Genomic DNA, 19419 nt, shown 5'->3' with positions numbered 1-19419 from the left:
AACTTTTTTTACTTACGATGACGCCTCGGTAATGGATTACTTAAGTCAACTAATCTACGAGGTAGTCATGTTACGAGAAAATACCACTAATTTTATTGTTGTTGAATCGCAACCTTTATTATTACAATCGCTGACCAAACTTATCGAAAACCAACCGTTTACCGCAAATGTCTATAGCTTGACGCACTTGCAAGACATTGAGGATTTTATTCAATCGAAATCCATTCATTGTATTGTATTCGATCCGATGAGCGATCTTGCCGTTTCAACGTCAGTGATGTCTTCATTAGTTGAGTCTCGCCCTCATATCTATAATATTGCCTACAGCATAAATACTTCCACATCTCACATGAGGTTGTTTGAAACGATGAACATTAAGGGAGTGGTCTCTAGGCTTGATTCCATTGATACCCTTGAAGCCGCTTTTGCTGCTGCGGCTAGTGGTTATGTTTTTAAAAAGTGTCGGGTTGAAGCTGAGCCGAACGAGATACGACTTTCAAAACGAGAGCTCATCGTGTTAAAACTACTGACTGAGGGGCATAGAAACAAAGAAGTCGCTCGCCGACTAAATATAAGCGATAAGACAGTCTCGACTTATAAAAAGCGAGTGCTCGATAAATTTAATGTGGACAATATCATGGATCTTATTCCGGAAAGTAGTGTTCGTGGGGGTTTTCTTACGACTAGGTAGCCCATCCCCTATGATATGCACTCTGACAATTAGTTATCATGAATAATATGATAACTAATTGTCATCTTAAGGTGAGTATTCAGTGAAATGTGAACATGTATGCGGTATTAGTTCTTGTGGCGGTTGTAGCCAACTATATAAAATTCAGACGTATTTTGGACTTACACTAGACATTGAAGGGGATAAGGTGATGGAATCTCAGTCACTCATTAATATGTCAATGCTGACAGTACGTACGTTATGTGTTTTCTCTCGATATGGTGAGAATCATGTAGTATCGAAGTACTGCGTTAAAGACTACGTTTGGCAGCGACCCGTGACTGATAATAACTTAACGCATACTATTCATAAGTGCCGGAATGTTCTTAAGGAATCTAATACAGGGTTTGATGTGGTGAACATTCGTGGGTTTGGCTACTGTTTGATGAACGTTAATTTTAACAGCGGTGCCATAACCTGATTTTTGCTCAGCGTAGAGACTTATAAATACGCCATAGCTGGGTGTTAGATACATAGCTGGCTGTCGAAGTCTCTATTTTTGGCTGAGCGATAGACTGATCACTCGGAGAAGTCTTCACTACCTAATAGGCTTAAGGATAGTGACTGGAGCTGCATCTCGTTCCCACCAAAAAGCTTTTCGCATATGATCTCTCTTTTAATGCCAGAAAGTTTCTGTTTTCTAGCTTCTCTTACTAGTAAGACGAGAGACAGCTCACCACTGATACTAGTCGTATTGGGGCGCCACTCAGTGATCTCTTTGCACTCTTTGCTTTGAGAGAGGTGTGGGTGCAGAGCAACTACCTCGTGACGTACTACTTGAAGTAAATCTTTTCTGATTTCACTATCTAGCTGTTCATTGAGTTTATTGATCAAGGCGGTGAGTAGACTTGTTAATGTGACTCTTCCTGCTTGTGAAGGAAAGAGATCAGATAGGCGTACAGAGAATTTTGCCAAGCTTAGTTTTGTGTTGGGTAATATCGTCAAACTCGACAAACAGTCAAACGGTAGCCAAAAAGCCTCTCCAGCATTGTACACGTATTCATTTTTACCAAGCTTCAGTAGCACTTTACCGCTTTCAATACGATACAGCTGATTATGAAGCGTTTTTTTGCGCGGGGTAATCGTTAAAAACTCGTAATGAGTGGATTGGAACTCGATAGCGTGGTTCATGATTGACTTAATTTGGCTAAACTGCCCATAGATTAACGTGACTTTTTAGCAAAGCCAACCTTAGATCACGCTTTTACATGAATGAAAATGAACATTACACGAAAATAGTGGTCTGACCTTAACAGAAATAGACTTAAGATAGCTGCGGTCTTTAGAGTCTCAGCGTAGAATAGTGCAGCTTTTAATTTGATGTAGCCATAATGACTAACAATACAGACCCATATATTGAGATTCGTCCGTACAACGACGAAGAGATCCCTGCTGCGCTCGATCGCTTGATCAATGACGCGGAATTCATCGACGCCATTCTACACCACCGTTTTTCTAATCATGCCCCTTGGTTTAAGGCATTGATGAGTCCTATTCTTAAAGTGTACTTAAAGTTTAAGTGGGCGAAATTTGATAGCGTTGAAGCGATTCAGATGGAGGTGAAAAAATACCTCACGAAAACCTTGAAGGCGACCACCGATGGTGTCACGTTTAAGGGCCTGGATAAGCTAGATAAAAATACCGCTTATCTGTTTGTGTCTAACCACCGTGATATTGCGATGGATCCGGCTCTAGTGAACTATGGTTTGCATCAAAGTAAACACAGAACAGTGCGTATTGCTATTGGTGATAATCTGCTTAAGAAGCCATGTGCGACTGAACTTATGCGCTTAAATAAGAGCTTTATTGTTAAGCGATCCGTGAAAGGGCCGCGTGAGATGATGAAGGCACTCGGAACGCTATCGTCATACATTAAACATTCTTTAGATACCGAGAACTCAATCTGGATCGCACAAAAAGAAGGTCGAGCTAAAGACGGGAATGATTTTACTGACCCAGCAATTCTTAAAATGTTCCACGTTGAAGGGCGTAAACAGAAAACGCCTTTTGCTGAATACATTCGCTCGCTACGAATTGTACCAGTGTCCATTTCTTATGAGAATGATCCGTGTGATACCGCGAAGGCGAATGAGTTGTTCGAGAAAGCAGAGCATGGCAGCTACGAAAAAGGTGAATTTGAAGATATTGAAAGCATTGTTCAGGGCATCATTGGACGCAAAGGTCGCATTCAGGTTGTATTTGGCGATGTCATTGACCAAAACTTTGAGACGCCAGATGCATTAGCGGCTGAGATTGACCGTCAAATTCATGAAAACTACACCCTGTTCCCAATCAACATGTTGGCGGCTGGATGTGATGATGAGTCGATCACTCACAAAACGCGAGAGACGCTACAAAATAAATTGGATGCATTGCCAGAAGGTGCTCACACTTACTTAATGGATAGTTACGCGAATCCAGTAAAAAATGTGATTAAAGAGCGTGAAACTCAGTCTGCTTAAGACACTCTAAATCCAATGAGACAACTAACCGCTCTTAATGAGCGGTTTTTTTAGACTAATTTTCATGTCACCAAAAGGCTTCTTAAGACAGGAACTGCTGATATGCCAGAGTCGGCATTTTATTTTACGGTTTTCTTGCAAAATTGTTTGACGTGAATCACACTTTGAGTAGAATTCGCTTCAGCTGCAATACTACTACCGACGTAAGGTGATCTCATGAACTCAGCACTTCTTTCTATGCTCAATACAGACAAGGCGCAAGCGAAAGCGTCAAAATCATCAACCTCAACAAAAGCAGACATCGCGACAATCGCTTTAATGTATTTGGCGACGACCGCTGTGATCGCACTTCTTACGACGATTTGGGTTCAATAATCTTAGATACTAAAACCTTAAATAGTAGATATTAATATCATAATACTTCGTTCAGCCAAGCCAAGCGGCGCATTGGAAGCGGCAGGCTTTGGATGGACGGTGACGTCCTGTTATCCTTTCTGCTCCGTTAGGTTATTTGCCCATTTGTTACCAAATACTCGCCACGCCGCAGGAAAGACTTTCACCATCTCTTCAGACACCATCATCAACAGTACAATGGTGAATGGCCAATCAAATATAATCGCACCAAGCGCTGTCATCGGCACCGCCCACAACCACTGACAGACAAAATCCATATTCATACAGAATTTGCTGTCGCCTCCGCTGCGCAGGACACCAACAATCAGTGTAATATTAATCGTGCGCATTAAAATACTCAGAGCGATAACCGGAAAGCTAAGGGTCATTAATGTCGTCACATCTGCTGATAATGCGCCATAAAGCGATAAGATGACCGTTTGCATTATGAGTAATGTTAGCCCCAATATTGCGCCAAGAGCAATAGCGCAAAGCAGTGCCCATCTTGCGTACAAACGAGTAACCTCAAAAAGGTTTGCCCCCAGAGCGTTGCCGATCATGATCGCGACTGCGCTGGCGAGACCATGAGCGGCCGATAATCCAAGAGATTCTAGTGGCGTGATGACCGCCATCGTCGCAAGTTCAGTTTCACCCATTCGCCCAAGGATAAGGTGGAAAGTAAAGATGCCAGCACACCAGATGAAGGTTCCGATGACGATGGGGTAGGTGATGCGCGTAAAAGCAGCAACAAGTTCACGCTTTAGTGCCTGTGTGAAATGGAGGCTATTCAAAATTAGTATAGGGAAGCGAACGTAGATAGTGATCAGTGCAATGGTCAAACGAATCCCTCTCGCCATCACAGTACCAATGCCTGCACCTAGTAGGCCGAGCTGTGGAGCACCAAAGTGACCAAATATCAGTACATAGTTGAAAATGATATTTAGACCAATCTCGACGATGGAAAAATACAGGTTAATTTTAGTTTGCCCAATGGAGCGCAACGCGGTGTCAACTGATAGGGCGATACCGGAAAATAGCAATGTAATTCCAAGCAGTTGTACGTACTGCTGTGACAGTAGCAGAGTCGCTTCAGAGGGGTTAAAGAGGCGAGGCAGTAGATTGGGGAAAAAGAAGCAAACCACGAAGCAACTAAAGGCGAAGAATTGCGCTACAATCGTTCCGAGTGCAAAGTTGGTTTTAAATCCGTTATTGTCTTCAGCCCCCCAATACTGCGCCAGTAAAATCCCCATCCCAGAGCTGAGTCCCCAAAGAAAAACAATGGAAACCCAAAATATTCGAGCGCCGATCCCAGCGGCTGCCACTTCTTCTGTGCCAAGTTGGCTAATCATAAGAGTGTCAATAAACCCCAGACTACTAAAGAGTAAGCTTTGTAGCGCAATAGGAAGCCCAAGCACGGTTACTCTTTTGATAAATGTCTGAAATGTAGGCTGTTTCATTGACTGTCCTTAACTGATCGCTGACTGTCGGTAAATAATAACTGTTCGTAAATAATAACTAAGTGGCTACGGTAACGGGTTTATCTAGTGAGCTCAATTTTTTTACTGGGATAAGGTTTTGAACTCAATCGCATTTTGTTATGTACTGATGACACCGAAATGATTTTGACTACGTCTTAAGATGAAAGTGGGCGATGCGTTCATCTCAGCCCATACGTGCGTAACGACGGTTTGCTTCTGAAATGAGTTTTCTGTGTTTTTGTTGGCAAAAGACGACAGTCTCGTTATTTCGAGCTATCGGATTATACGATCTGCATTACGCTTAGTAATGAGCAGGTAATTAATGGACGACGTTATGTTTCAAGCAAAACTAATGGTTTGGTTCACTATCATTGTATTTGTCATTTTTGGCGTACTATTTGTCGTTGCGCCGAGCGTGATGTTTGAAAGGGTGACCGATGCTGAGATTACTTCGACCTCGGGCATAATTGACATTAGTGCCATGTATGGGGGCTTGTCGATTGCGGTTGGGGTGATATTGGCAAAGTTGGTGTGGGCGACTGATACGTTAAGGACAGCTGTCCTTGCTGCTACGTGGATTGCCAGTCTAATGGCATTAACTCGTTGGCTGGCTATCGCAGTGGTTCAAAGCCCTAATGATACTATGTGGGTGTTTTTCTTTATGGAGGCTGTGTTTGCTGTATGGGGAATGTTGATTCTTCGTAAGCTGCGCTCACGACGATTCTATTTTAAATAATGATTATTTAATTATTGCTCGCTGGGGGCACATAGCTTGTGGCTTGCAGTATCCGTTTTTTGTTGAATTCAGGTGGACGGGATTCGGCTTAGCCACCTGAGTTCAAAGGTAGAGCGTGACTATTTAAAAATACAGTGTTTTGCGTAATCACTTGCCTCGTTGGCAGTCCAGTCACCTTTTGGTTTCTCTTTCATATCCTGACACCACGCCTCGCTACCTACTTCTGTACAAGCCATCAGGGAGGTGGCTACGAATAACATAAGGGCGATTTTTTTCATGGTTACTTTCCTTGTGGGTTATCTAATCGCGTCATTTTATCGAAATAATCGCAACATTGTCACAGAAACTTGGCACTATCATCTATCTTCTCTACTGAAAGGGAGTCTATTTATTGTGTAGGATTGAGCCTAATTCATACTGCTAGTGTTACATCTACTTTTCATCCGTTGCTCGTATACAAGCCATTGACATTGATTATGGAGTTTGGATCGTAATGATATATTTGAATTAATCTGTCGGAGGCATACAATACATCGTGTTACAAACAGAAACACCTTGTTGGGATAGATAAAGACAATTGTCTACAAATTGAGACGAACTTAATGGCGAACATTCCATTAAAATAGCGGCTGAAACTAATTGAGATGCTACGGAAACAATGAGTAAAATAATAAATACAATAAAAAGTAAAACCATGAGGTGGATGTTTGCGGCTGTTATGTGCGTGAGTACGGTTGCGTTCGCAGACGAAGCAAAGCCTGAAGCGCTACAGACTAAAGTGGTTTCTTCAGAGAGCGCTCAAGACAGTGACCCACTTAAAGGGAACTTTGATCTCACCTATGCAGGGTGGACAGAGCATTTGACATCGACAGGACGAAATCAAGACAACTATATTGTGGGGTTTAGATACAAACAATTTGAGGCGTTTACGCTGATTAACAGTTTTGACAACCGCTCATACATTGTTTCCTATCATCCTCAATATGATTGGAAATCTTGGGCTAGAGTTGGCTTGAGGCTTGGTGGCATCAGTGGCTACTCTAAAGAGGATAACAGCGTACAGATTGGCGGTATTACACCTGTTTTCGCCCCAACGATTACTCTTCATTATAGCCATTTTGGTTTTGAAACGGCGCTGTATACCGATGTATTGGTGTTTTCCCTTAAAGTAATGATTTAGTGATTTTAGCGAATAAATAAACAAGCCGCCCCTTTGAGCAAATCAAATGGGGCGGCTTGTTTACATTATCGTTTGTTTATAATTACATTGTTGCTTGTTTATATTTAGATAGTAGCTTCTTTCATTTTCACTGCGCTCCACTTCCCAATAGGGAAAGCTAGGCGACTTTTCGTTGATTCGATTACTGCTAACGACTGGATTCGAACGCCAGAGCTTGCCTTTCTACCTTTCTAAATAGCAGTGTGAGTAACCCGTTGACGGCAAGGTAGAATAATCCCGCGATACCAAATACCGTTAATGTGTCATAGGTTTGGGCATTAATGCGCTGAGCGTAACCCATGATGTCCATAATGGTGATAGTGCTGGCAAGTGAGGTGCCTTTAAAGACTAAGATCACTTCATTCGAATACGCTGGGACCGCGCGACGAATAGCAAACGGCAGTAATACGCCAAGCGTGGCTTTCATATCCATGCCTAGTGCGCGACAAGCCTGCCATTGGCCATCAGGGATCGCACGAAAAGCGCCTTTGAATAACTGAGTGCTGTAAGCGGCAGTATTGAGTGCCAGCGCGAACATCGCACAGAACCATGGCTGGCTTAACCAGTGCCACGCAATACTCTCTCTAATAACGTCAAACTGCCCGGGACCGTAATACACTAAGAAGATTTGAATCAACAACGGAGTCCCTGTAAATACGGTAATAATGGCACGGCTCAACCAGTGGACGAGAGGGGTGCGCAGAATAAGACTCAAGGTCATGAATAAGGCTAAAATACAGCCAACAAGTAATGACGCGGCAGTAAGTTGTAAACTTGTCATTAATCCTTCAAGCATTTGCCACACGTGTTGTTGATTCATGCGGTGACTCCTTTATTCGATGTAGACATTTGCTGAACCGAGAACTTGTTGTCAATGCGCTTCACGGCTTGCTGCGTGATCAGCGTAATAGCCAAGTAGATTGCAGCAGCGGTGGCGTACCAGGTAAAGGCTTCGTGCGTTGCTGCTGACGTCAGTTGTGCCTGCTTCATTAAGTCAGTGACACCAATTAATGACACGAGCGCGGTATCTTTTAATAGCACAAGCCATTGGTTGGTAAGACCGGGAAGCGCATGTTTAACCGCTTGTGGTAAAACTATTTTGATGAAAGTACGAGAGCGACCCATACCCAGTGCGCGTGCCGCTTCACTTTGCCCGCTAGGAACCGCTTTTAATGCGCCACGAATTGTTTGCGCCGCATAGGAGGCAAAGATTAATGACAGCGCAATCACACCAGAAAGAAACGGACTCACCTCAATAAAATCGCCAGTAATAAGAAACAAAACTTGCGTAGAGCCGAAGAAAATGAAAAGCACCACTAATAATTCTGGCAGCCCACGGATGACAGTAACAATCGCGGTGGTCGGCCAAGAGATTAACTTCCTGCGTGACATTTCACCGCCTGCGAAAATCACGGCAAGAATCAACCCAACTAGCAGGCTGACAAAGGCAAGTTGGATCGTAACCCAACTTGCTTGAACGAGTGAGGAGGAGTAGCCCGTTAGTCCCATATTACTTACCAAAGTACTTGTCGAAGATAGCTTGGTATTCGCCATTTTGTTTTACTGTACTAAGCGCTACATTCAACTGGTCAAGTAGCGCTTGGTTACCTTTGTTAACGGCAATACCAAAACCATTACCAAAGTATTGTTGGTTGGTGATTTGTTCACCGACATAAGTAAGTTTGCCGTTTTTATCGAACCATTCAGCAACTACAGCAGTATCGCCAAATACAGAATCGATACGACCGTTTTGCATATCGATAAAGGCATCTTGGTAGCTTGCATAAGGTACGGCAGTCACACCTGTCATTTGTTCAAGTAGGTAGCTTTGATGAGTAGAGCCATTTTGTACGCCAACACGCTTGCCTTCGAGTGCCGTGTGGTTGGCAACTTTGCCTTGCAGGGCAACAAATGCCGCTGAGTTATCGTAATAAGGCGCTGTGAAGCTAACTTGCTGTTGACGAGCTTCTGTAATATCAATGCCAGAGATAGCAGCATCGTAACGCTTAAACTTTAGTGCTGGAATTAGGCTATCAAATGCTTGATTGTGAAAACTGCATTTTGCATCTATTTGCTTACAAAGTGCATTTGCTAGGTCAACATCAAATCCCTGAATTTGGTTGTTTTCATCGACGTACTCAAATGGTGCGTAAGTGGCTTCCATCGCGAATTTAATTTCTTGTTGAGCAACCGCGTTAGCAGATACAAGGCCGATGATTGATGCGAGTAGAATTTTCTTCATAATATTTCTCCAAGTGAGGTAAACCATGCTGGTATCCTCGTTGATATTTGTTTCGCCATCCTAAGGACTACGCCGATCTCATCTCAATAGCGGTGGCGCTAATGAGTTGAGTGGTTACGTGATAGGTTAGCGTGTGAATTAGTGTGTTAAATACTCAGCAAAGGCTTGAGTTTTAGGCTGAGTAAACGAGGCGTTAGTCCCGTGCTCAACAATTCTACCTTGCTCCAAATAAAGCACATGGCTGGCAATTTTTTTAGCAAAGTCAACTTCATGAGTTACCACAACTTGGGTGATGCCAGTGCTGCTTAACTCTTTGATGATATTTACTATTTGAGTTGTAATTTCTGGGTCAAGTGCTGCTGTCGGTTCGTCAAATAACAATACGTCTGGCTTCATCATGAGCGCTCTGGCAATCGCGACTCGTTGTTGTTGACCACCAGAAAGCTGCAGTGGCCAGGCATCGGCTTTGTCTGCAAGTTGCAGAGTGGCTAATATTTTTAACGCCTCTTTTTTAGCCTCTTCTTTATTCATGCCAGCGACTTTAATTGGTGCTTCAATCAAATTGTCCATGACTGACATGTGCGGCCACAAGTTGTATTGTTGAAATACCATGCCTACTTTTTTGCGCAGCGCTAAGCCCTGCTTTTCGGTAATACTTGTTGCAAAATCAAAGGTCTGCTCGGCGATATCGAGAGTGCCATGATTCGCGGTTTCCAATAAGTTCAGCACCCGGAGCAAAGAGCTTTTTCCTGCGCCACTTGGACCAAGTAATACCAGAGTTTCACCTTGCTCGCAGGTAAAGCTGACGTCATGGAGCACTTGTGTCTCACCATAGGATTTGTTTACTTGCTTAACTTGAATTCTCATGCTGATTTACTGCATTAATAGTCACTAGGTATGTATACTACTCAAAATGATGTTTTATGCAATAAAAATGTATAAAAATTTCAATTGTTACTATTTTGTTTCGATTTGTGGTGGTTTTTTAGTCTTGTTGACTTTGCTTTTCGTATCGCTAGGCTCACATTAACTTGGGCAATTCGAGTGCATAGTACGAGTAGGTGGTAGTAACGGTGCTATTGAGTTGAAGTGAAATTGCGGAGTACTGACATAGTATTGATGAACGCCTAAATATCTCCGTTAATACTTAAGGCACACATTTAAGGAAAAGTGACATTGTAATAGCATGAAACCGTTACCGATTATATCCACCGTTTTAGCATTGACTGTGCTAGCGGGCTGTTCATCAGTTTCAACTAACGCGTCTCCTAAAACGCAAGAGTATGCGAGAAAACATCAACTTACTGGGCTTGCTTCTTGGTATGGCAGTCAATTCCATGGCAGGCTGACCGCGAGTGGGGAAAAGTACAATATGAGAGCGCTTACTGCAGCCCATAAAACACTTCCTTTTGGTACGGTAGTTAGAGTTATCAATACTGAGAACAATAAGAGTGTGGATGTGAAAATTAATGACCGTGGTCCCTATGTTAAAGGACGAACCATTGATCTCTCTCAGAAAGCCTTTGAGAAAGTGGGCAGCACCAAGCAAGGCGTTGTTCCCGTCAGGATTGAAATTTTAGATGACACTCGTACATTTAGGTACAAACACTAAAATATCGAGCCTGAGTGATTAACCAACCGTGGATGGTGGTTCAAAGAAAGTTGTCGAAAGGCGAACTTTTCGTATTGATTCGTTCATTCCGTCGCAGAGGATAGCTGGACTTGCTATCCTCTATCTCTATCTCTATCTCTATCTCAATAAGTCACGATAGGCTTGTAGGTAATGGGGTATCAATGAGAAAAATAATAAAAGTGACTCGCTTGTTCAACAATTAGCTGTGTCGACGCAGAGTATATGTGCTCTTCTTTATTGCCGACGAGTTGGATCAAGGTGGTCTTGTTAGAGCTCATACATTGACGCAGGATCCTAAGCACCATAGATAGTTCGAGCTTTTGATTTTCTAACTTAGACATAGTTTTTGAGATAGAAGGTAGGTCGATGGTGATGATTACTTTATCGCAGTGGTGCAAAAAGCGCGCGACTTGAGATTTAATCATGCCTTTATTTCGATAGTTAACTTCACTTAGCAGTGCCCAATCGCACCCCATATCTTCGGCGTAATCTAGCTGACTTTTGCTCGCAGCATTTGGATCAATCCCAATGTGGAAGGCGCGGCATTCGTTGTGTCGATTTAGGGCAAAATGGAGCATTGAGCCAGTTTTTACTTCTAACGTTTGATCCATTAAAAAATCAGCATTGATGTTGATGATGCCAATTTGATCCGAGTCTATGATTAGGCTAGGTAGCAGGTTGAGTAGTGTTTCATGGCAGTTGGTAATGACCATAGGTGTCGCGCCATAGGAAAGCTCTTCAACGAGGAGAGTGTTCAGAGAAGTATTGGCATAGGGGCTTTCAAAGTAAGGGCGATCCGCTGAGTAGACAGAAAGTAAAGGAAAATGCCCAAGATTTCTCATTGAATGAGAATGGCTTTGTCCAGTTAGCCAGTCGTAAGCAGTCTCTAATAGTGATTCAGCGTCTTCAAATGCCACGTTACTGATCGGCTTGATTGATTCACAAACCGTAAAAATAGGCAGTTTGTGCTCAACGGTTGGATGGTAACGGTTTTTCCATAATTGCTTGAAGACGCTTAACATAGTAAATAACCTGCGAGAGTAAATAACCTTACGAGAGGTTAAATCACCTAGAAAATTAGTGATTTACCTTTCTGGTGGCAGTGCTCGGGCCGCTTGTAATACGTGCAGTATGAATCGGTCTTTATTGGCTTCGACTCGATACGCTGGAGCCATGATAGAGACCGCGCCTAATAACTTGCTTCCTTTCATAACAGGGGCACTGATACCGGTTACGCCAGGGTCGAATTCTGATGTACTGACAGCAAATCCTTGATGTCGAATGAGTGTTAGTTCTGCCATCCAGCGGTCGATATGCTCTTCTTCACCGAAATAGCGAAGAATCTTTTCACAACGCATCTCTGGTAAAAATGCGAGCATAACCTTAGACGAAGCACCGCGTAGTAGGGGTTGGCTTTGGCCGCGAACATAACTACAGCGAATGGCTTGTGCACTTTCTTGTAGGCTTACGCACAACGCACGATAACCGACGGGCACCATGTATGCTGCCATTTCTCCGGTCTGTTTTTGTAAGCGACTAAGAATGCTCTCAATCGCCTCAGAGTTGTGAGGATTTGATTGATAGCTGTGCATGAGCATCAAAGCAGCAGGACCGACAATCAGGGTTTTGTCTTGAGTACTTTCTTCTATTAAATTCCATTCTTTTAGTAATTTAATATGGCGATATAGGCTGCTCAGTGGTACACCCATTTGTATGCTGAGTGTTTTGGCTGACACAGGTATTTCTGAAAGCGCTACTTGCATCAGAAGCTGAAGAGGCTTCTCATTAACTTGATTGGTGGAACGCTGCGTGTTGTCCATATTGGTTATCTACTTTTCAGGTCGTATGCGCAATTTATATTCCTATACAGTAAGAAAGGGAATATAAATTCGCATATAGTTTCTTACTGAATGAAAAAATGACCAAAACCTTTGGGACTTTGTGGTTTCGTCAGGCTTTTGTTAAAGGAGGTAGATTACTTTGACCCTGAGCCAAGGGTTGCCTACAGTGCGGTTTACTTTCCTATAAACGTAATAAATTGAATGAACAGACCACGTAATAATATGATTTTCTGTGTTGCACTTATCGCTGCCGTGACCGTTCCCGCTTTTGCAAAAGACACGGAAGGGAAGCTATCTGTGTTAGCAGGGGTGTCTTTTCTAAATTCTACTAAAGCGTACTCTTTGGGTGTATATCAGCTAAACGGCCAAGGGCAGTGGGGTTTTGGTGGAGGGGTTGAAGCTGGGCGAATCGATGAAAATCCGGATGGCGGATACTATACGCAATCTGATTTTTATGCCGCTAGGCTTGCGCTCACTTACGGTGTGACTGATCAGATTTACATCGCACCGAGTTTAGGGGTAATTCATTCAACATTAGACAGAAGTTACTTTTATGCCGGACGCGACCATGTTGACCACCATACTTACACGGGTGTCACGCCAGGGGTTGATTTCATCATTGAAAATGAAGGGTGGACAGGCAGTGTCGGCGTCAGCCAATTGCCACTTGTTGATCGTTCTGAAACGGCATTTAACTTTAAAGTGGGTTGGTCGTTTTAACGGTTTTAACGGTATTGTGTGATTCAAGCTCGAACGTAAAGTAGACACTATAACGAAATGCGGTGTGGTTCGTTATAGGTGAATACTTTACATGCTTTGAACAAGCTGTGTGATTACCGTTTAGTCAGCCCTTTGCTGTTTAAGTAAGGGAGCATATGTGGTCGCGACTCGCCTGAAAGCTTGCTGGTTGTCTGCTGGGACCACGTTGCTTGTTTTTGGTTACTGGAACGATGAGCGTAGTAATGCTGCATCGATTCATCGTAGACGTCGATGTCGGCCATGTTTAAAGCTTGGTATTGGTTTTCATGCACAATGACATGAGGTGGTAAGCGTGGCTTTACGTCTGGATCTTGATCTGGATGTCCTAGACACATGCCAAATAATACCGCAGTTCCTACAGGTAGATTGAGTAGCTCGTCTACCTGTTGTGCGTTATTGCGTAGACCACCGATATATACGCCGCCTAATCCTAGAGACTCAGCTGCCAGTAAACAGTTTTGTGCCATAATGCCCGCGTCTACCGCACCGATTAATGTTAATTCAGTGAAGTCAGCCTGTACGTTGGGGTTGATGGCCATATGGCGTTGGTAATCAATGCAGAACACTAAAAATTCAGCAGCAGAGGCAACGTAAGCTTGCCCTCCGGCGTATTCAGCTAAAAGACTTCGCTTTTTATTATCCGTCACTCGTATGACAGAAACGACTTGCAGCAAACTTGAAGAAGATGCCGCTAGACCGGCTTGTACAATCATGTCCCGTTGTTCGGCACTTATTGGCTGTGGCGTGAATTGGCGAATGGAGCGGTGCCCCAATATGGTGGCGATAGTTTGGTTCATGATTCACATCATCCTTGAGATTTGAAGTTATACAACAAAACAGCTTATCGACATTTTATTGTCGGGTAAATGATGGACATCTCAGATGGTGAAGACGGCGCGGCTAACAATAATTTGGTTATTGCAAATTATCGGACAAATTTCATGGGTAGCGTCGGATTGGTTTTCTTCATAGCTAAGTGGAGAATGAGAGAGGTGTAAGAGCGTTAGCTTGCGTAACGCTCTTAGTTTATTCGGGGGCTTATTCAGTTATAGACAGATTGCAACAATACCAGCAGTAGTCAGTGCGATAACTGCGTACCAAATATATTGCGTGGTTTGGTTGGCTACATTGTTCTTAATGTAGGTGATTTCTTCTGTCGCAAAGTGAACAAACTCAGAGTGGCTTACTGAAAGTTCATGCTGAGTATCTTTTACATCTTGCTGCAATTTACCGAAGACAGTATTGATGAAGTTTTTTGCTTCTTCTAGTGGCGCAGGTGCAAACGCTAAACTATCCCAAATTGCCATTCGAGATTTGAACTCGTTGTCACTTACACAATTCAATTTAAGCAAATCATGCTCACGTTTAATGCGTTCTTTATTCATTTTATCGGAACATAAATTTTTAAATGCATTCACGACAATTACTCCAAACGATTCATATCAGTTTAAAAGAAAGGACGCTTTTCGCCCGCTCTTAACTTGCAGCGCATACTAGTTGATGTTTCCAAGAGACATCAACTAGCGAATTTTGTCACCACGATAGATAATCATTGTGTTGGTTTACATCGTTGATAAATAATGTGTTTGTAGAATATTTTATGTGTGGGTGATGGTATCTGATGCAATGTTAATGAGTAGCTTCAGGGTTAATGATGCGCCCCCTGAGAGTATTTAACATATTAAGGTGATGGGTTTTGTACATCACGGGCTAAATCTTGAACGTATTGTTTGAGTCGCTGTAATCCACTAATTTCACCACATTCAATATGCTCAATGGGTGCATAACCGTTAAAACGATTGGTATTACTGCGAACATTAATAAAGTTGTTGATGAAGTGCGAGTTGTCAAACGCCGTACGTAAATAGCCATCTATTTCAACGATTATGTGGATTCGCTCCATCGTCGAGGGGGTTACCGCAACCGTAGCGGGCGTAATTTTAAGGCGGGCATGTTGGGCTGGAGAAAGCTCTAATATTGCTTCTGTTTGGATATTTGAGGCACCCCATCCATCAAGAATGGTGAGGGCGTATTTAACTAATGTAAGTCGTTCATTTTGCGACAGTTCCATTATTCACCTTCAATTAAGTGCCTGAATTATTCAGCGCCTCTGTATTTACTATAGTGGTCAGTTTTTGTTCCCTCAAGATGACAGGGGTTAATTGAAGTGATGAATTTAGTATTTTTTATTTGTGTTTGTACTCAGATGGGCGAATAATGGCGGCGTAAATTCATTGAGGTTAAGTTGTGTCGAAGTCCTTGTTGTCGTTTGTGCTTTCATTTTGTGTCGTAGTTCTTACGTCCTTTGGAGTCACTGCGTCTGAAAACTTAACAGAGGCTCCGAATACGGACTATGCTGCAACTTCCTTTGAATTTAACAGTCGCTCTGTAGTAACAGAGCCTAGCATTTCTTTTGATGTAGGTTCAGGTGTTGCCTCAGGGCAGGGTACATCGTCATTTACGCCGGATGTTATTCCGATCCCTCACCGTAATCAGACGTCGTCTCAACCTGCGCACCCGATGTCCACGCATTCTGATGATAATCGAATTAAAGCGATTTTATCGAACCTTCGTTGGATCAGTAACGGCAACGAACCCCATGAGTTTGAATCTGCAAATTTTGGTGTCGTAACAGAAGTTGGCGATGCTTATTGCTGCTTCAAAGTGGGCTTAATTACAGATATCCCCCTCTCATTTGCTAACTATTATTTCCATATCAGTGAGCACCGTGTCAGTGGTTGGAAAGACAGCAATACCTTCTATGTTGCCCTAAATGGGCAGTACGCATAACGCTTTTAAATTAATTAATAACAATTTTCGGATAACAAAATAATAGAGGGTTCACGATGTGTGAATAGTCTGATTTTGTCTCCGCTCCAAAGGTCAATTTTTAATTGTCAGCCCAGTGCTGAGGAAGAATTATGCGTGTAAAAAATAAACCATTAAAGCGCTTGAACCACTATTCCAAATGGAAGTATTTGGTCCTTATTACCACGTGTTTGTTGTTGGCATTAAGTGCCTTACCATCTTGGTACGGTGAGAAGCCTGCCATAGAGTTGAAGTTTACAGATAGTAGTAGCCAGTTCGACAGTCCATTCAAAATTAGCAGTTTACTAGATGCTCAAGGTGTTAAAGCCGAATCGATAGCGCTGATTGGCAACAAAGCAACGCTAGTTTTTAATGATGAAGCGGATCAAACTAAAGCAAGAAATACCCTCAATGACGTAATAGGTAAAGGTGATAGCCTTTCTTACTCTTACACGTCGATTGCGCCAGCATGGCTAAAAGAAATGGGTTTTGCTCCAATAAAGCTCGGTCTTGACTTGCGTGGTGGTGTTCAATTTTTGCTGAATGTGGATGTTGACCAAGCGATTTCTGAGCAGCGCGATGCCGTTATCGATGAAGTTAAGCAAGCACTACGCGAGCAACGAATATTTGGTGTCACGGTTAGCCCTAAAAATAGCAACGGCATGTTAGTGCGCACCAAAGATAAAGCTGATGAAGTCTCCGTACGTCAGTTCATCAATAGCCAATACCCAGAGTGGTTAGCTAAAGGCGACAGTGAAGGACTATCTATTACTCTACGTGAGCAAAATAGTAGTGAGTTTCTTAACCTTACAATGCAGCAAAACCTAAAAATTATGCGTCAACGTATTGAGGAACTAGGGATTACTGAAGCATTAGTACAGCGCCAAGGCGAATCAGGCATTCGTATCGAATTACCAGGCGTGCAAGACCCTTCCATGGCGAAGCGCGTTATCGGTGCGACCGCGAGCTTAGCATTTTATGAGGTCAAAACTCCGGGTGGTGAAGCGGTATCAACACTAAGAGTCAAAGACGAACAAGGCAGCATGGTCGTTCTGGTGAAAAAGCCAGTTTTAACCGGTGAACACATCGTCAATGCCAGAGTGGGTTTCGACCAAATGCATCGCCCAGAAGTCGATATTTCTCTCGATCACATGGGTGGAAAAATGATGAGTGACTTTTCTGCCACTCACATTGGTAAACCTATGGCAACGGTGTATCGCGAATATGGTGTGAATGCTCGTGGAGAAACCCAAAGAAGCGAGAAAGTGATCAGTGTTGCGACCATTCAGTCTCAGCTTGGTAGCCAGTTTAGAATTACCGGATCGGGTGATTTAGAAGAAGCACAGCAGCTTGCACTATTGCTACGTGCAGGCTCTTTGACGGCGCCAGTGACCATTGTTGAAGAGCGTACTATCGGTGCTTCACTAGGTGCGGAAAATATTCAAAATGGTTTTGCTGCGCTAGCGCTAGGTCTAGGACTAACGCTAACATTCATGGCGCTGTGGTACCGACGTCTAGGTTGGGTTGCGAATGTGGCGCTGATGCTCAACATGAGCTGTTTGTTAGGCCTAATCGCATTGGTTCCTGGTGCGGTATTAACACTGCCTGGTATTGCCGGTTTAGTACTTACTGTGGGCATGGCGGTGGATACCAACGTGCTCATCTTTGAAAGAATACGTGACAAACTCGCCGAGGGGAGAAGCTTTGCTCAGGCTATTGACCAAGGTTTTAATTCGGCCGTTGCCACTATCCTGGATGCCAACATCACCACGATGATTACTGCAGTTATCTTGTACTCAATGGGTAATGGTCCAATTCAGGGCTTTGCTTTGACGCTAGGTCTAGGTCTATTGACCAGTATGTTTACCGGTATTTTTGTTTCTCGAGCCATCATCAATCTTGTGTGGGGCAAAGATGCTCGCAGAGAAGTAAGGGTATAATGATGAAAAATTATCTAACCACTCATATTCGTTCAATTCGCTATTTCACTAACATGTTGTCAATCGCTCTTGTGGTGCTATCTATCATTGTGGTGGGTATCAAAGGTCTAAACTTGGGCTTAGATTTTACTGGCGGCGTGGTCTCTGAAGTTCAGTTATCGCAGCCTACCACTCAAACGGAGCTGCGTGACACATTAAGCCCAGTACTCGGTGAAGGCATTTCAGTGACCAAGTCTGGTGATGAAGGACGTTGGACTATCCGTTACTCTGCTGACCGCGGCGACGCTGTGCATCAAGAGTTTAAGCAAGCACTAGCCAAGGCATATCCTGATTCAAGTATTGTGAGTGATAGCATCGTTGGCGCTCAAGTAGGGCAAGATCTCTACGATCAAGGTGGCTTAGCACTACTGGTATCGTTGCTGAGTATTCTAGGCTACCTGAGTTTTCGTTTTGAATGGCGCCTCGCGAGTGGTGCACTGGCGGCGTTACTCCATGATGTGGTTTTAGTCTTAGGTTTCTTTGCATTGACTCAGATGGAGTTTAACCTCACGGTTTTCGCAGCGATTTTGGCAATACTAGGCTATTCATTGAATGACTCGATCATTATTGCTGATAGAATTCGTGAAATTCTGAAGTTCAAACCTTATGAAGACACAGCGTTAGTTAGTGACCAAGCGGTATTAGGGACGTTTGCCCGCACGATGGTGACATCGGGTACCACGCTAATGACGGTAGGAGCACTTTGGTTCTTAGGTGGCGACGCCCTTCAAGGCTTTGCTACGGCTATGTTCATCGGCATCTTCTCTGGTACATGGTCCTCCATTTCAATGGGTACGGTGCTACCAGAATGGCTCAAGCTGGAAGGGAAGCATTACCAACCTGTTGAGATTGATTCAGCACCGTAAGCAGGAATTTATAGGGCAGCATTTTTGTTGCCCTTTAATTTACAGGGTGTTTGTAGAGTGGCTGTGCAGCTTATCCGGTACACGAACAATGTAAACGATTTTTACGAGAGCTTGATTTGAATAATGCCTGCAAAAACAAGAAGTAGTGTACAGCGGCTTGTTTTGTGATCTTCATTCAAAAATGTGCTCTATCTACCAAAAATAAACTTTTAATTTAGAAAACTCTCCTTTCATCGAGAAAAATAACAATCTAGGGTTTAGACTCTAGCATTC

General features: G+C 43.2%; 23 protein-coding genes. 11 read left to right on the top strand and 12 right to left on the bottom strand.

Going from position 1 to position 19419, the window contains the following annotated elements:
- Positions 1–67 precede the first annotated feature (67 nt).
- Positions 68–691 (top strand): response regulator transcription factor, encoded by a 624-nt coding sequence (locus L4D05_RS09670; protein WP_428751493.1) that lies wholly within the window; start codon positions 68–70, stop codon positions 689–691.
- An 82-nt stretch (positions 692–773) separates the two neighbouring features.
- Entirely contained in the window at positions 774–1151 is a 378-nt protein-coding gene (locus tag L4D05_RS09665) for a helix-turn-helix domain-containing protein (RefSeq protein ID WP_428793795.1), read from the top strand.
- A gap of 98 nt (positions 1152–1249) precedes the next feature.
- Here L4D05_RS09665 and L4D05_RS09660 read toward each other — a convergent pair whose 3' ends face one another.
- Positions 1250–1861, bottom strand: a complete 612-nt coding sequence (locus L4D05_RS09660) for an AraC family transcriptional regulator (protein WP_428751491.1) — start codon at positions 1859–1861, stop codon at positions 1250–1252.
- Between the two features lie 200 nt (positions 1862–2061).
- Between L4D05_RS09660 and L4D05_RS09655 the strand changes: the two genes are divergently transcribed.
- Both L4D05_RS09655 and L4D05_RS09650 read left to right on the top strand, forming a co-directional pair.
- Entirely contained in the window at positions 2062–3192 is a 1131-nt protein-coding gene (locus L4D05_RS09655; protein WP_428751490.1) for a 1-acyl-sn-glycerol-3-phosphate acyltransferase, read from the top strand.
- Between the two features lie 216 nt (positions 3193–3408).
- A complete protein-coding gene (locus tag L4D05_RS09650) occupies positions 3409–3567 on the top strand; it encodes a hypothetical protein (protein ID WP_265674994.1) in 159 nt (52 codons plus the stop codon).
- 110 nt (positions 3568–3677) lie between these two features.
- Here the strand turns inward: L4D05_RS09650 and L4D05_RS09645 are convergent, their stop codons facing one another.
- Positions 3678–5042, bottom strand: coding sequence for an MATE family efflux transporter (locus L4D05_RS09645; protein ID WP_428793794.1), 1365 nt, complete (start codon positions 5040–5042; stop codon positions 3678–3680).
- Between the two features lie 355 nt (positions 5043–5397).
- On the opposite strand from L4D05_RS09645, the gene L4D05_RS09640 reads away from it, so the two are divergent.
- On the top strand, positions 5398–5799 hold the full coding sequence (locus tag L4D05_RS09640) for a DUF4345 family protein (protein WP_428793793.1): 402 nt from the start codon (positions 5398–5400) through the stop codon (positions 5797–5799).
- Positions 5800–5918: 119 nt separating this feature from the next.
- Here the strand turns inward: L4D05_RS09640 and L4D05_RS09635 are convergent, their stop codons facing one another.
- Entirely contained in the window at positions 5919–6077 is a 159-nt protein-coding gene (locus L4D05_RS09635) for a DUF3012 domain-containing protein (protein ID WP_428751486.1), read from the bottom strand.
- A gap of 416 nt (positions 6078–6493) precedes the next feature.
- Here L4D05_RS09635 and L4D05_RS09630 point away from each other — a divergent pair, with 416 nt between their 5' ends.
- Positions 6494–6979, top strand: coding sequence for a hypothetical protein (locus tag L4D05_RS09630; protein WP_428793792.1), 486 nt, complete (start codon positions 6494–6496; stop codon positions 6977–6979).
- Between the two features lie 187 nt (positions 6980–7166).
- Here L4D05_RS09630 and artM read toward each other — a convergent pair whose 3' ends face one another.
- The 4 genes from artM to artP all read right to left on the bottom strand — a co-directional run bounded on the left by artM (position 7167) and on the right by artP (position 10127).
- Positions 7167–7838 (bottom strand): arginine ABC transporter permease ArtM, encoded by a 672-nt coding sequence (artM, locus tag L4D05_RS09625; RefSeq protein WP_428751484.1) that lies wholly within the window; start codon positions 7836–7838, stop codon positions 7167–7169.
- Positions 7835–8527, bottom strand: a complete 693-nt coding sequence (gene artQ / locus L4D05_RS09620; RefSeq protein ID WP_428794002.1) for an arginine ABC transporter permease ArtQ — start codon at positions 8525–8527, stop codon at positions 7835–7837. Before artQ ends, artM begins: the two co-directional genes overlap by 4 nt.
- Before the next feature lies 1 nt (position 8528).
- The gene (locus L4D05_RS09615) at positions 8529–9260 is read right to left on the bottom strand and encodes an arginine ABC transporter substrate-binding protein (protein WP_428793791.1); all 732 of its coding nucleotides are present in this window, start codon (positions 9258–9260) and stop codon (positions 8529–8531) included.
- Between the two features lie 138 nt (positions 9261–9398).
- A complete protein-coding gene (gene artP, locus L4D05_RS09610; RefSeq protein WP_428793790.1) occupies positions 9399–10127 on the bottom strand; it encodes an arginine ABC transporter ATP-binding protein ArtP in 729 nt (242 codons plus the stop codon).
- 319 nt (positions 10128–10446) lie between these two features.
- Here artP and L4D05_RS09605 point away from each other — a divergent pair, with 319 nt between their 5' ends.
- Positions 10447–10872 carry a septal ring lytic transglycosylase RlpA family protein gene (locus L4D05_RS09605; protein ID WP_428793789.1) on the top strand — a complete coding sequence of 142 codons (426 nt, stop codon included), beginning with the start codon at positions 10447–10449 and terminating at the stop codon, positions 10870–10872.
- Between the two features lie 179 nt (positions 10873–11051).
- Here L4D05_RS09605 and L4D05_RS09600 read toward each other — a convergent pair whose 3' ends face one another.
- Both L4D05_RS09600 and L4D05_RS09595 read right to left on the bottom strand, forming a co-directional pair.
- A complete protein-coding gene (locus L4D05_RS09600; protein WP_428793788.1) occupies positions 11052–11915 on the bottom strand; it encodes an arginase family protein in 864 nt (287 codons plus the stop codon).
- Positions 11916–11978: 63 nt separating this feature from the next.
- On the bottom strand, positions 11979–12713 hold the full coding sequence (locus tag L4D05_RS09595) for an IclR family transcriptional regulator (protein ID WP_428751479.1): 735 nt from the start codon (positions 12711–12713) through the stop codon (positions 11979–11981).
- 222 nt (positions 12714–12935) lie between these two features.
- Here L4D05_RS09595 and L4D05_RS09590 point away from each other — a divergent pair, with 222 nt between their 5' ends.
- Entirely contained in the window at positions 12936–13454 is a 519-nt protein-coding gene (locus L4D05_RS09590; RefSeq protein ID WP_428793787.1) for a hypothetical protein, read from the top strand.
- Between the two features lie 113 nt (positions 13455–13567).
- On the opposite strand, the gene nfsA is transcribed toward L4D05_RS09590, so the two are convergent.
- From nfsA to L4D05_RS09575, 3 genes are all read right to left on the bottom strand, one after another.
- Positions 13568–14290, bottom strand: coding sequence for an oxygen-insensitive NADPH nitroreductase (gene nfsA, locus L4D05_RS09585; protein WP_428793786.1), 723 nt, complete (start codon positions 14288–14290; stop codon positions 13568–13570).
- A gap of 249 nt (positions 14291–14539) precedes the next feature.
- Positions 14540–14911, bottom strand: coding sequence for a thiamine-phosphate diphosphorylase (locus tag L4D05_RS09580; protein WP_428751476.1), 372 nt, complete (start codon positions 14909–14911; stop codon positions 14540–14542).
- Positions 14912–15174: 263 nt separating this feature from the next.
- Positions 15175–15564, bottom strand: coding sequence for a hypothetical protein (locus L4D05_RS09575; protein ID WP_428793785.1), 390 nt, complete (start codon positions 15562–15564; stop codon positions 15175–15177).
- Positions 15565–15740: 176 nt separating this feature from the next.
- Between L4D05_RS09575 and L4D05_RS09570 the strand changes: the two genes are divergently transcribed.
- The 3 genes from L4D05_RS09570 to secF all read left to right on the top strand — a co-directional run bounded on the left by L4D05_RS09570 (position 15741) and on the right by secF (position 19146).
- Entirely contained in the window at positions 15741–16283 is a 543-nt protein-coding gene (locus tag L4D05_RS09570) for a hypothetical protein (RefSeq protein ID WP_428793784.1), read from the top strand.
- 131 nt (positions 16284–16414) lie between these two features.
- Positions 16415–18241, top strand: a complete 1827-nt coding sequence (secD, locus tag L4D05_RS09565; RefSeq protein WP_428793783.1) for a protein translocase subunit SecD — start codon at positions 16415–16417, stop codon at positions 18239–18241.
- 2 nt (positions 18242–18243) lie between these two features.
- On the top strand, positions 18244–19146 hold the full coding sequence (gene secF, locus L4D05_RS09560) for a protein translocase subunit SecF (RefSeq protein ID WP_428794001.1): 903 nt from the start codon (positions 18244–18246) through the stop codon (positions 19144–19146).
- The last annotated feature ends 273 nt before the right edge of the window (positions 19147–19419 follow it).

This window comes from Vibrio nomapromontoriensis, from assembly GCF_050337205.1.
Lineage (GTDB): Bacteria > Pseudomonadota > Gammaproteobacteria > Enterobacterales > Vibrionaceae > Vibrio > Vibrio nomapromontoriensis.
The sequence above is the reverse complement of the archived record's forward strand: the minus strand, read 5'-3'. Positions and strand labels throughout refer to the sequence as shown.